The following is an 11,908-nucleotide window of genomic DNA, read 5'->3' on the forward strand; positions in this document are numbered from 1 at the left end:
CTTCATCGTGCTCAGACGACCTTTGCAATCGATTGGCAGACGTAGTCGATGTTCTTGCTGTTCAACGCAGCAACGCACATGCGGCCGGTGTCGGTGCCGTACACGCCGAACTCGTTGCGCAGGCGCACCATCTGGTCCTTGGTCAGGCCCGAGTAGCTGAACATGCCGATCTGGGTGGTGATGAAGGACATGTCCTGCTTCACGCCGGCGGCCTTCAGGCCGTCCACCAGCTTCTGGCGCATGGCCTTGATGCGCACGCGCATTTCGGCCAGTTCCTTCTCCCACAGGGCGCGCAGCTCGGGGTTGCCCAGCACGGCGGCCACCACGGCGCCGCCGTGGATGGGTGGGTTGGAGTAGTTCGTGCGGATCACGATCTTGAGCTGGCTCAGCACGCGGCCGGCTTCTTCCTTGTCCTTGCACAGCACCGACAGGCCGCCCACGCGCTCGCCGTACAAGCTGAAGCTCTTGCTGAACGAGGTGGAGACGAAGAAGCTCAGGCCGGCGGCCACGAACTTGTTGATCACGGCGCCGTCTTCGGCGATGCCGTGGCCGAAGCCCTGGTAGGCCATGTCCAGGAAGGGGGTCAGGCCCTTGGCCTTGACGGCGGCGATCACCTGGTCCCACTGCGCGGCGGTGATGTCGTAGCCGGTGGGGTTGTGGCAGCAGGCGTGCAACACGACGATGGTGCCGGCGGCGGCCGCGTTCAGGCTGGCCAGGAAGCCTTCGAAGTTCACGCCGCGCTTTTCGGCGTCGTAGTAGGCGTAGGTGTCGACTTCGAAGCCGGCGTTGGTGAACAGCGCGCGGTGGTTTTCCCAGCTCGGGTCGGAGATCAGCACCTTGGCATTGGGGCTGACCTTCTTGAGGAAGTCGGCGCCGATCTTCAGGCCGCCGGTGCCGCCGATGGCCTGCACGGTGGCCACGCGGCCGGAGGTCACGGGTTCGCTGTCCGCGCCGAAGACCAGGCCCTTGACGGCGTTGTCATAGGCCACGATGCCGTCGATGGGCAGGTAGCCGCGGGCGGTGGGGGCCGACATCATGGTCTTTTCGGCGGCCTGCACGCACTGCAGCAGGGGCAGCTTGCCGTTGTCGTCGAAATACACGCCCACGCCCAGGTTGACCTTGTTGGGGTTGGTGTCAGCAGCAAATTGCTCGTTGAGGCCCAGGATGGGGTCGCGGGGTGCCATTTCGACGGCGGTGAACAGAGACATGAAAATCCTTGAAAGGTTGTCAGTAGCGAAGAATCCAGGCGTGGTGTACTGTGCCGGGTTCCACCGATTTTAACGGGCGGACCACCGCAACCGTTGACACACCCCATGCCGGATATTTCAGAAGTCATGACGGACACGCAAGAAGGCGAGTTCGTGCGCTTTCCCGACTCGCCCTTCGAGCTGTTCCAACCCTATCCCCCCGCGGGCGACCAGCCCGAAGCCATCGCCAAGCTGGTCGAGGGCCTGAACGACGGCGAGGCCTTCCAGACCCTGCTGGGCGTGACAGGCTCGGGCAAGACCTTCACCATGGCCAACGTGATCGCCCGCATGGGCCGCCCGGCCATCGTGTTCGCGCCCAACAAGACGCTGGCCGCACAGCTGTACAGCGAGTTCCGCGAGTTCTTCCCCAAGAACGCCGTGGAGTACTTCGTGAGCTACTACGACTATTACCAGCCCGAGGCCTATGTGCCCCAGCGCGACCTGTTCATCGAGAAGGACAGCGCGATCAACGAGCACATCGAGCAGATGCGCCTGTCGTGCACCAAGAGCCTGATGGAGCGCACCGACGTGGTCATCGTGGCCACCGTCTCGGCCATCTACGGTATCGGCGAGCCCGAGAGCTACCACCGCATGGTGATGACCCTGCGCACCGGCGACAAGCTGGGCCAGCGCGACGTGATCGCCCAGCTCATCCGCATGCAGTACCAGCGCAACGAGGCCGATTTCTCGCGCGGCAAGTTCCGCGTGCGCGGCGACACCATCGACGTGTTCCCGGCCGAGCACTCGGAGCTAGCGATCCGCATCGAGCTGTTCGACGACGAGATCGAGAGCCTGCAGCTGTTCGACCCGCTCACCGGCCGCGTCAAGCAGAAGATCCCGCGCTTCACCGTCTACCCCAGCAGCCACTACGTTACCCCGCGCGACAAGGTGCTGGCCGCCGTGGAAACCATCAAGATCGAGCTCGCCGAGCGCCTAAAGCAACTGCTGGACGACGGCAAGCTGGTGGAGGCCCAGCGCCTGGAGCAGCGCACCCGCTTCGACCTGGAGATGCTCAGCGAAGTCGGGCACTGCAAGGGCATCGAGAACTACACGCGCCACCTGTCGGGCGCGGCGCCGGGCGACCCGCCGAGCACGCTGACCGACTACATGCCCAAGAACGCGCTGATGTTCCTGGACGAGAGCCACCAGATGATCGGCCAGCTCAACGCCATGTACAGCGGCGACCGCTCGCGCAAGACCACGCTGGTGGAATATGGCTTTCGCCTGCCTTCGGCGCTGGACAACCGCCCGCTCAAGTTCGAGGAATTCGAGCAGCGCATGCGCCAGGTGGTCTTCGTCTCGGCCACGCCGGCCGACTACGAGAAGCAGCACGCCGGCCAGGTGGTCGACCAGGTGGTGCGCCCCACGGGCCTGGTGGACCCGGTGGTGGAAGTGCGCCCGGCCACCCACCAGGTGGACGATGTGCTGCAGGAGATCCGCATCCGCACCGAGAAGCACGAGCGCGTGCTCATCACCACGCTGACCAAGCGCATGGCCGAGCAGCTGACCGACTACCTCACGGACAACGGTGTCAAGGTGCGCTACCTGCACAGCGATGTGGACACGGTCGAGCGCGTGGAGATCATCCGCGACCTGCGCCTGGGCGCCTTCGACGTGCTGGTGGGCATCAACCTGCTGCGCGAGGGCCTCGATATCCCCGAGGTCTCGCTGGTGGCCATCCTCGATGCGGACAAGGAAGGCTTTCTGCGCGCTGAGCGCAGCCTGATCCAGACCATCGGCCGGGCGGCGCGCAACATGAACGGCCACGCCATCCTGTACGCCGACCGCATCACCGATTCCATGAAAAAAGCCATGGACGAGACGGAACGCCGGCGCGCCAAACAGATCGCACACAACGAGGCACACGGAATCACGCCGCGCAGCATTGTCAAGAGGGTAAGAGACCTGATTGACGGTGTTTACAGTGAAAAAGCCGGCAAGGACGCCGAGCGGCTGGAGCAGGAAACGCTGCAGCGCGCGAAGGTGGAGGACATGTCCGAAAAGGATGTGGCGCGCGAGATCAAGCGGCTCGAGAAGCTCATGCTCGACCATGCGCGCAACCTCGAGTTCGAGCAGGCGGCGCGTGTGCGCGACCAGCTTACGCGCCTGAAGGACCAGGCCTTTGGTGCGCACGGCAGCGATTCCGTGGCCTTGTGAAAGTGCGCGCGCGCCCCGACATGGCAGCAGGGTGGGGCGCGTGTTGTTCTTCAGCGCAGTGGGCAGTCAGTAAAAACGCGTATGGGGAAATAGTGACCCGGCAGTTTCTTATCCCGACTGATTCAATAGGGATTTGTGCTATACTCCTACAAACTACTCAAGAACAAAAGCCCACAAGATGAAGGGCTCTGCACCGGGAAAACCCGTGTGGAGTAAGGGGCGGAGACGGTGTCGTTGCTGGCCAACAGCCAGTAGTCGGCAGTTTCTACAACGAACAAGCCTTAGCACAAGGAGCTTGCGATGCGTCTCACTACCAAAGGCCGTTTTGCGGTCACCGCCATGATCGATCTGGCCCTGCGCCAGAACAACGGGCCCGTCACCCTGGCTGCGATCAGCCAGCGCCAGCAGATTTCGCTGTCCTACCTGGAACAACTCTTCGGCAAGCTGCGTCGCCACGAACTGGTGGAATCCACCCGTGGCCCCGGCGGCGGCTATACCCTGGCCCGCAAGGCGGGCGACATCACGGTGGCCGACATCATCGTCTCGGTGGACGAGCCCATCGATGCCACCCAGTGCGGCGGCAAGGAGAACTGCCTGGGCGAAGCTGGCCGCTGCATGACGCACGAGCTGTGGGCCTCGCTGAACCAGCGCATGGTCGAGTTCCTCGACTCCGTCACGCTGCAGAAGCTGGTGGAAGAGCAGCTCGCCAAGGGCGTGCAGATCGAGGACAAGCCGGTGGTGCGCCGCGCGATCTCGACGACCCCCGTGGTCAAGCCCATCCGTGTGAACGCCCCCAATTCGGTGTTCGCGCTGGGCAACGCCTTCGCCAAATCCTGATCACCGAACCCGCCGCGCCGGCCCTGGGGTCGGCACCGCCCTGAACGCCTTCTCTTTCTGTAACCAACCGTGCTTCGTTGTTTGCAAGCCAGCATTCTTCCCGAGCCAGCCACGCCATGACTCCACACTTCCCCATCTATCTCGACTACGGCGCCACGACCCCGGTGGACCCCCGCGTGGTGGACGCCATGATCCCCTGGCTGCGTGAGCACTTCGGCAACGCCGCGTCGCGCAGCCATGCCTGGGGTTGGGAAGCGGAAGAAGCGGTGGAGCGCGCCCGCGGCCAGGTGGCCGATCTGATCCACGCCGACCCGCGCGAGATCGTCTGGACCAGCGGCGCCACGGAATCGATCAACCTGGCCCTGAAGGGCGCAGCCCAGTTCTACAAGGGCAAGGGCAAGCACCTGATCACGCTCAAGACCGAGCACAAGGCCGTGCTGGACACCATGCGCGAGCTGGAGCGCCAGGGGTTCGAAGCCACCTACCTGGACGTCAAGGAAGACGGCCTGGTGGACCTGGAGGCCTTGAAGGCCGCCATTCGCCCCGACACCATCCTGGTGAGCATCCTGTTCGTGAACAACGAGATCGGCGTGATCCAGGACATCCCGGCCATCGGCGCACTGTGCCGTGAAAAGGGCGTGCTGCTTCATGTGGATGCAGCGCAGGCCACCGGCCGCGTCGAGATCGACATGAACACCCTGCCCATCGACCTGATGAGCATGACCGCGCACAAGACCTACGGCCCCAAGGGCGTGGGTGCCCTGTACGTGCGCCGCAAGCCCCGCGTGCGCCTGGAAGCGCAGATGCACGGTGGCGGCCATGAGCGCGGCATGCGCTCGGGCACCCTGCCCACGCACCAGATCGTGGGCATGGGCGAGGCCTTCCGCATTGCCAAGGAAGAGATGGCCGAGTCCAACGCCAAGGCCTACGCACTGCAGCAGCGCCTGCTCAATGGCTTGAAGGACATCGAGCAGGTGTTTATCAACGGCAGCATGGAGCGTCGCGTGCCGCAGAACCTGAACATGAGCTTCAACTACGTTGAAGGCGAGTCGCTGATCATGGGCATCAAGGGTCTGGCGGTGTCGTCGGGTTCCGCCTGCACCTCCGCCAGCCTGGAGCCCAGCTATGTGTTGCGCGCCCTGGGCCGCAGCGACGAGTTGGCCCACAGCAGCCTGCGCATGACCATCGGCCGCTTCACGACCGAGGAAGAGATCGACTACGCGATCGCCACCATCCGCGAAAACGTCGCCCGCCTGCGCGAGCTGAGCCCGCTGTGGGAGATGTACCAGGATGGCGTGGACATCAGCACCATCCAGTGGGCCGCGCACTGAGCGACCGCGCATCGCGACCGACCGACCGAATTGCATTGAAGAATTGAAGAGGTAGACATCATGGCTTATTCAGACAAAGTGGTTGACCATTACGAGAACCCCCGCAACGTGGGCTCGTTCGACAAGGGTGACGAGTCGGTGGGCACCGGCATGGTGGGCGCGCCTGCTTGCGGTGACGTGATGAAGCTGCAGATCAAGGTGAACCCCGAAACCGGCGTGATCGAAGATGCACGCTTCAAGACCTACGGCTGCGGTTCGGCCATCGCCTCGTCCTCGCTCGTGACCGAGTGGGTCAAGGGCAAGACCCTGGACGAAGCGGCAGCGCTGAAGAACAGCGTGATCGCCGAAGAGCTGGCCCTGCCGCCCGTCAAGATTCACTGCTCCATTCTCGCGGAAGACGCCATCAAGGCCGCCGTGCTCGACTACAAAACCAAGCACGCTGCGGCTGTGAGCGCCTGATCGACCATGGCCATCACGCTGACAGAAGCCGCTGCGCGGCACGTGACCCGCTACCTGAGCCGCCGTGGCAAGGGGCTGGGCGTGCGCCTGGGCGTCAAGACCACGGGCTGCTCGGGCCTGGCCTACAAGCTTGAGTATGTGGACGACACCGAGCCCGAGGACGTGGTGTTCGAGAACCACGGCGTGAAGGTGCTGATCGACCCCAAGAGCCTGGCCTACATCGACGGCACGGAACTCGACTTCGTGCGCGAGGGCCTGAACGAAGGCTTCAAGTTCAACAACCCCAACGAGCGCGACCGCTGCGGTTGCGGCGAGAGCTTCCGCGTTTGATCGCTCGCAGGCCTTGCCGCCTGCTGTACGAAGCGCCCGGCCAAACCGCCATCGCACGCCCCGTGCTGGCGGTTTTTTCTTGACCCCTTGCTATCCATGAATCTGCAATCCGACGATTTCGAGCTGTTCGGCCTCGCGCAGCGCTTTGCGCAGGAGCGCAGCGCCATCGATGCGCGCTGGAAGGAGCTGCAGCGCGGAGCCCACCCCGACAAGTTCGCGGCCCAGGGCGCGGCCGCGCAGCGCGTGGCCATGCAGTGGTCGGTGCGCATCAACGAGGCCTACCAGCGCCTGAAGGACCCGCTGCGCCGCGCGGCCTACCTGTGCGAGCTGCGTGGGGCACCGATTCGCGCCGAGGACAACACCGCCATGCCGGCGGCCTTTCTGATGCAGCAGATGGAATGGCGCGAAGCGCTCGAAGACGCCGAAGGTGAAGCGGCCCTTGATGCGCTGGACGACGAGGTGCAGCAGGCCCGGCGTGCCGCGCTGGCGCGCTGCGGCCAGTTGCTCGATGAAGCGGGCGATGCCGCGGGGGCGGCCCGCGAGGTCAGAGCCCTCATGTTCATTGCGCGATTTGGCGACGACATCGAGCGCCGCCGCGATCAACTGGGACAATAGGGGCTTGCCCCTTTCTGCAGGCCGCACGGCGCGCTTGCAGGCACGAAGAACACGACGACAAGAATTCATCATCACGCCATGGCGCTTTTGCAGATCTCTGAACCCGGCCAGTCCCCCGACCCGCACCAGCGGCGCATTGCCGTGGGCATCGACCTCGGGACCACGCATTCCCTGGTGGCCGCCGTGCGCAATGGCGTGGCCGAATGCCTGCCCGACGACCAGGGCCGGGTGCTGCTGCCCTCCGTGGTGCGCTACCTGGACCAAGGCGGCCGCCAGATCGGGCACGAGGCCGTGGCCGCGCAGGCGCAGGACCCGCGCAACACCATCTCGTCTGCCAAGCGCTTCATGGGGCGTGGCCTCAAGGACGTGGCCGACGCCGGCAAGCTGCCCTATGACTTCGTGGCGCCGGCCGATGGCTCCACCAGCATGGTCAGCCTGTCCACGGTGGGCGGCGTGAAGTCGCCCGTGGAGGTGAGCGCCGAGATCTTGGCCACGCTGCGCTACCGCGCCGAGGACACCTTCAACGACGACCTGTACGGTGCCGTGATCACCGTGCCCGCGTACTTCGACGATGCCCAGCGCCAGGCCACCAAGGATGCGGCGCAACTCGCCGGCATCCACCTGCTGCGCCTGATCAACGAGCCTACTGCTGCCGCTATCGCCTATGGCCTGGACAATGCCAGCGAGGGCGTCTACGCCGTCTACGACCTGGGCGGCGGCACCTTCGACATCTCCATCCTGCGGCTCACACAGGGTGTGTTCGAAGTCATCGCCACGGGTGGCGATTCGGCCCTGGGCGGTGATGACTACGATGCCGCGCTGGCCGACTGGGTGCTGCAGCAACGGGGCCGCGTGGTCGATACCCCGGCCGACAAGGTGGCCACCCGCATGGCGGCACGCGCCTGCAAGGAGGCGCTGAGCGCCGCCGACAGCGCCACCTTCAGCGCGCAACTGGCAGGCGAGGGCGTGCAGCATGCCGTGTCGCGTGCGGACTTCGAGGCCGCCACCGCCCACCTGACCACACGTTCCATGGCCGCCGTGCGCCGCGCGCTGCGCGATGCGCACCTGGCGCGCGACGAAGTGCAGGGTGTCGTCATGGTCGGCGGCTCCACCCGCATGCCGCAGGTGCAGCGCGCCGTGGCCGAGTTCTTCGGTACCGAGCCGCTCACCAATCTGAACCCTGATGAGGTGGTGGCCCTGGGCGCCTCCATCCAGGCCAACCAGCTGGCGGGCAACAACACCGCGGGCGACCTGCTGCTGCTCGATGTGATTCCACTGTCGCTGGGCATCGAGACCATGGGCGGCCTGGTCGAGCGCATCGTGGGTCGCAACGAGACCATTCCCACTGCCAAGGCGCAGGACTTCACCACCTACAAGGACGGCCAGACCGCGCTGGCCATCCATGTGCTGCAGGGCGAGCGCGACCTGGTGCAGGACTGCCGCAGCCTGGCGCGCTTCGAGCTGCGCGGCATTCCGCCCATGGCGGCCGGCGCCGCGCGCATCCGCGTGACCTTCACCGTCGATGCCGATGGCCTCCTGAGCGTGAGCGCGAAAGAGCAGGGCAGCGGGGTGGAGGCGCGCATCGACGTGAAGCCCTCCTACGGCCTGTCGGACGACGAGATCGCGCGCATGCTGCAGGACGGCTTTGCCACCGCGGCGCAGGACATGCGCGCCCGCGCCGTGGTCGAGGCGCGTGTGGACGCCGACCGCATGCTGCTGGCCACGCAGAGCGCGCTCGATGCCGATGGCGACGTGCTCTCGGCGGCAGAGCGGGCCGACATCGACGCGCTGATGCAGGCCCTGCACGGCCAGCGCGAGTCCCAGGATGCCGCCGTGATCGAGGCCGCCACCGAGGCCCTGGCCAAGGGCACCGAGGCCTTTGCTGCGCAGCGCATGAACCGCGGCATCCAGCAGGCCCTGGCCGGCAAGAACGTCCAGTCCTTCTGACCGACACCCCCTACGACAAGAACGAACAACAAGACGCACCATGCCCGTCATCAAGATCCTGCCCCATCCGGAATACTGCCCCGCCGGCGCCGAAATCACCGCGCCCGCCGGCACCTCGATCTGCGAGGCCATGCTGGACAACCACATCGACATCGAGCACGCCTGCGACATGAGCTGCGCCTGCACCACCTGCCACGTCATCGTGCGCGAAGGCCTGTCCTCGCTCAACGACGCGGAGGAAGAGGAGGAAGACCTGCTGGACCGCGCCTGGGGCCTGGAGCCACAATCGCGCCTGTCCTGCCAGGCCATCCTGGCGCAGACCGATGTGACCGTGGAAATCCCCAAGTACACGATCAACCACGCGAAAGAGAATCACTGAAATGACACGGCAGATCGTTCTCGACACCGAAACCACCGGCCTCTCGGCCGAGGGCGGCGACCGCATCATCGAACTCGGTTGCGTGGAGCTGCTCAACCGCAAGCTCACGGGCAACAACCTGCACTTCTATTTCAACCCGGGGCGCGACAGCCATGAGGACGCGCTCAAGGTCCACGGCATCAGCAACGAGTTCCTGCGCGACAAACCCAAGTTCGCCGAGCTGGCCCCGGACATCCTGGAGTACCTGCGGGGCGCCGAGATCATCATCCACAACGCGGCCTTCGACGTCGGCTTCCTGAACAAGGAGCTCGAACTCACGGGCCGCCCCGCGCTCAAGACCTATGTCGGCAGCGTGACCGACACCCTGGCCATGGCCAAGGAAATGTTCCCGGGCAAGCGCAACTCGCTCGATGCACTGTGCGACCGGCTGGAGGTGGACAACTCCGGTCGCACGCTGCACGGCGCCTTGCTCGATGCCGAGCTGCTGGCCGACGTCTACATCAACATGACGCGCGGGCAGGATGCGCTCCTGGTCGCGGACGAGGCCGACGACAGCGCCGGCGGCATCAGCGTGGCCGCCATCGACCTGCGCAGCCTGGTGCTGCCCGTGCTGCCAGCCAGCGAGCAGGAGGTGGCGCTGCACGCCGAGGTGCTCACGCAGATGGATAAATCGAGCGGTGGCAAAACAATCTGGCGAAAATTCCAAACAGCCTGAAAAACTGTTCTATAATCTAAGGCTTGTCGCAGCGACAACGGGAGATTAGCTCAGGGGTAGAGCACTGCATTCACACTGCAGGGGTCGCAAGTTCGAAACTTGCATCTCCCACCACCCAGCTCGCAGACAAACTACGGCAAAGTCCTTCGCATGAAGGATGGCGCTGCGGGAGATTAGCTCAGGGGTAGAGCACTGCATTCACACTGCAGGGGTCGCAAGTTCGAAACTTGCATCTCCCACCAATTCGAAACCCTTGCAGATCCAGGTCTGCAAGGGTTTTTTCGTTCTTGCGCGCTTCGTTGTCGCGCGCGGCGGGCCCGTCAAGGTCTTTGGGGGCCGTTGCTAAAGAGTTGCACCACAATCAAATTTCACTTGCCACTGGCGCCCCGGCGTTGCCCCCATGCCCATCAATGAATTCCGCGCGATCTCCACCTTTGCCAAGGCGGTGGAGCTGGGCAGCATCCGCCGCGCCGCGCTGGCCCAGGGAGTGACGCCCCAGGCAGCCAGCCAGGCGATTGCCCAGCTGGAGGAACACCTGGGCGTGCGCCTTTTGCACCGCACCACGCGCAGCCTGGCCATGACCGACGAAGGGCAGCGCTTCCTGGAAACCACGCAACCCGCCCTGGCCGAACTGCAGCGCGCGCTGGACCAGGCGCGCGATGCCCGGGACCTGATTGCAGGGCCCTTGCGCATCGTCGGGCCGGTCTCGTCCTTCACCTCGATCCTGATGCCGGTGCTCGACGAGTTCTGCACCCAGCACCCCGGCGTGCAGCCGGAGGTGCAGCTCGATGACGGCCGCTCCAACTGGGTCATGGACCGGGTGGACGTGGGCTTTCGCATCGGCGCCTCGCCCGATGAGGGCGTGATCGCCCGCCGCCTGTTCCCCGTGCAGCTCATGGTGTGTGCCTCCCCGGCCTACCTGGCGCGACATGGGGCTCCGCAGTCGCTGGACGAGCTGGCGCAGCACCGCTGCAGTGCGTTTCGCCATCCTTCCACAGGGCAGGTGCTGCCCTGGTACCTGAGCGTGGGCGGCGAGGTCGTGCACCGCCTGGTGGGCGGGCACCTGACGACCAACAACATCGAGCTGGAGCTGCAGGCGGTGCTAGCCGGTCAGGTGATCGGCCAGGTGTCCAACCTGTCCGCCGCCAGCCATGTGCGTGCCGGGCAACTGGTGCCGCTCTTGCCGCAGCACATGACCGACCACATCGGCGTGCACCTGTACTACGGCAGCCGGGCTGCGCAGCCGCGCCGGGTGCGTGCCTTCATCGAACTGGCAATTGCGCGGCTGCTCGATTCGCCCCTGTACGTGCTCAACGACAGCGAGCTGGGCCGGGCTGTCTGAGCTGGCGATCCACCCAGTTCGGCTTCAGAGAACGGCCAGGCCCTGCTCGGCCCGGACAGCCGGCCCGAGGGCACCCGCGTGGTGGTCGGACCCGCCCGTACCCTGCATTCGCAACCAGCGCTTGTTTCTGGTTCAAGCCAGGCAGGCGTAGTGCTGGCGCGTGCGAGCGCCTAGAGTCGTTGCCATCCCCACACGATAGGACGTATAACGCCCATGTTTTTCCTCCAGCCTTCCCGCGGCCACCTGCTGGCCATGGTCCTCCCGGTGCTCCTGCTGCCCGCGCTGGCCATGCCTGCAGCCGCCAGCACCACCCTCGCGCAGCAGAAGAACTGCATGACCTGCCACGCGGTCGCCACGCGCATCGTCGGCCCCTCGTACAAGGAGGTCGCGGCCAAGTATGCTGGCCAGACCGATGCCGCCGCGCAACTGGTCGAGCGCATCGGCAAGGGCAGCACGGGCCGTTGGGGGCCCATTCCCATGCCGAACCAGCCGCAGGTGTCGGCCGGCGAAGCCCAGGCACTGGCTGCCTGGATCCTTGAGCAGAAGTAG

12 protein-coding genes and 2 tRNA genes are annotated in these 11,908 nt (G+C 65.4%); 13 read left to right on the plus strand and 1 reads right to left on the minus strand.

All coding sequences use genetic code 11. From position 1 onward, the window contains the following. Nucleotides 1–11: 11 nt before the first annotated feature. Nucleotides 12–1,208, minus strand: a complete 1,197-nt coding sequence (locus AC3WOH_RS05510) for an amino acid aminotransferase (protein ID WP_492228379.1) — start codon at nt 1,206–1,208, stop codon at nt 12–14. Between the two features lie 105 nt (nt 1,209–1,313). Between AC3WOH_RS05510 and uvrB the strand changes: the two genes are divergently transcribed. The 13 genes from uvrB (at nt 1,314) to AC3WOH_RS05575 (ending at nt 11,908) form a co-directional block, all read left to right on the plus strand. Further along, entirely contained in the window at nt 1,314–3,404 is a 2,091-nt protein-coding gene (uvrB, locus tag AC3WOH_RS05515; RefSeq protein WP_492228380.1) for an excinuclease ABC subunit UvrB, read from the plus strand. 300 nt (nt 3,405–3,704) lie between these two features. Beyond that, a complete protein-coding gene (gene iscR / locus AC3WOH_RS05520; RefSeq protein WP_184855847.1) occupies nt 3,705–4,241 on the plus strand; it encodes a Fe-S cluster assembly transcriptional regulator IscR in 537 nt (178 codons plus the stop codon). Nucleotides 4,242–4,357: 116 nt separating this feature from the next. Then, the gene (locus tag AC3WOH_RS05525) at nt 4,358–5,572 is read left to right on the plus strand and encodes an IscS subfamily cysteine desulfurase (RefSeq protein WP_492228381.1); all 1,215 of its coding nucleotides are present in this window, start codon (nt 4,358–4,360) and stop codon (nt 5,570–5,572) included. A 60-nt stretch (nt 5,573–5,632) separates the two neighbouring features. Further along, entirely contained in the window at nt 5,633–6,031 is a 399-nt protein-coding gene (gene iscU, locus AC3WOH_RS05530; RefSeq protein ID WP_184855849.1) for a Fe-S cluster assembly scaffold IscU, read from the plus strand. Between the two features lie 6 nt (nt 6,032–6,037). Next, a complete protein-coding gene (iscA, locus tag AC3WOH_RS05535) occupies nt 6,038–6,361 on the plus strand; it encodes an iron-sulfur cluster assembly protein IscA (protein WP_184855850.1) in 324 nt (107 codons plus the stop codon). Between the two features lie 96 nt (nt 6,362–6,457). Next, nucleotides 6,458–6,976 carry a Fe-S protein assembly co-chaperone HscB gene (hscB, locus tag AC3WOH_RS05540; protein ID WP_492228382.1) on the plus strand — a complete coding sequence of 173 codons (519 nt, stop codon included), beginning with the start codon at nt 6,458–6,460 and terminating at the stop codon, nt 6,974–6,976. 78 nt (nt 6,977–7,054) lie between these two features. Next, complete coding sequence (gene hscA / locus AC3WOH_RS05545) at nt 7,055–8,923, plus strand: Fe-S protein assembly chaperone HscA (RefSeq protein ID WP_492228383.1); 1,869 nt, start codon at nt 7,055–7,057, stop codon at nt 8,921–8,923. Between the two features lie 40 nt (nt 8,924–8,963). Then, nucleotides 8,964–9,302, plus strand: coding sequence for an ISC system 2Fe-2S type ferredoxin (fdx, locus tag AC3WOH_RS05550; protein WP_492228384.1), 339 nt, complete (start codon nt 8,964–8,966; stop codon nt 9,300–9,302). A gap of 1 nt (nt 9,303) precedes the next feature. Further along, nucleotides 9,304–10,017 (plus strand): DNA polymerase III subunit epsilon, encoded by a 714-nt coding sequence (dnaQ, locus tag AC3WOH_RS05555; protein ID WP_492228385.1) that lies wholly within the window; start codon nt 9,304–9,306, stop codon nt 10,015–10,017. A gap of 39 nt (nt 10,018–10,056) precedes the next feature. Further along, a tRNA-Val gene (locus tag AC3WOH_RS05560) sits at nt 10,057–10,131 on the plus strand. A gap of 53 nt (nt 10,132–10,184) precedes the next feature. Next, nucleotides 10,185–10,259: transfer RNA gene (locus tag AC3WOH_RS05565), tRNA-Val, on the plus strand. Nucleotides 10,260–10,417: 158 nt separating this feature from the next. Then, complete coding sequence (locus AC3WOH_RS05570) at nt 10,418–11,359, plus strand: LysR family transcriptional regulator (RefSeq protein ID WP_492228386.1); 942 nt, start codon at nt 10,418–10,420, stop codon at nt 11,357–11,359. Nucleotides 11,360–11,572: 213 nt separating this feature from the next. Further along, complete coding sequence (locus tag AC3WOH_RS05575) at nt 11,573–11,908, plus strand: c-type cytochrome (RefSeq protein WP_492228387.1); 336 nt, start codon at nt 11,573–11,575, stop codon at nt 11,906–11,908.

Source organism: Acidovorax sp. FW305-C-20-28, assembly GCF_058783375.1.

Bases quoted from the DNA above. Each gene is read 5' to 3' on its own strand.
- AC3WOH_RS05510 (WP_492228379.1), bottom strand. From the start codon at position 1,208: ATGTCTCTGTTCACCGCCGTCGAAATGGCACCCCGCGACCCCATCCTG.
- uvrB (WP_492228380.1), top strand. From the start codon at position 1,314: ATGCCGGATATTTCAGAAGTCATGACGGACACGCAAGAAGGCGAGTTC.
- iscR (WP_184855847.1), top strand. From the start codon at position 3,705: ATGCGTCTCACTACCAAAGGCCGTTTTGCGGTCACCGCCATGATCGAT.
- AC3WOH_RS05525 (WP_492228381.1), top strand. From the start codon at position 4,358: ATGACTCCACACTTCCCCATCTATCTCGACTACGGCGCCACGACCCCG.
- iscU (WP_184855849.1), top strand. From the start codon at position 5,633: ATGGCTTATTCAGACAAAGTGGTTGACCATTACGAGAACCCCCGCAAC.
- iscA (WP_184855850.1), top strand. From the start codon at position 6,038: ATGGCCATCACGCTGACAGAAGCCGCTGCGCGGCACGTGACCCGCTAC.
- hscB (WP_492228382.1), top strand. From the start codon at position 6,458: ATGAATCTGCAATCCGACGATTTCGAGCTGTTCGGCCTCGCGCAGCGC.
- hscA (WP_492228383.1), top strand. From the start codon at position 7,055: ATGGCGCTTTTGCAGATCTCTGAACCCGGCCAGTCCCCCGACCCGCAC.
- fdx (WP_492228384.1), top strand. From the start codon at position 8,964: ATGCCCGTCATCAAGATCCTGCCCCATCCGGAATACTGCCCCGCCGGC.
- dnaQ (WP_492228385.1), top strand. From the start codon at position 9,304: ATGACACGGCAGATCGTTCTCGACACCGAAACCACCGGCCTCTCGGCC.
- AC3WOH_RS05570 (WP_492228386.1), top strand. From the start codon at position 10,418: ATGCCCATCAATGAATTCCGCGCGATCTCCACCTTTGCCAAGGCGGTG.
- AC3WOH_RS05575 (WP_492228387.1), top strand. From the start codon at position 11,573: ATGTTTTTCCTCCAGCCTTCCCGCGGCCACCTGCTGGCCATGGTCCTC.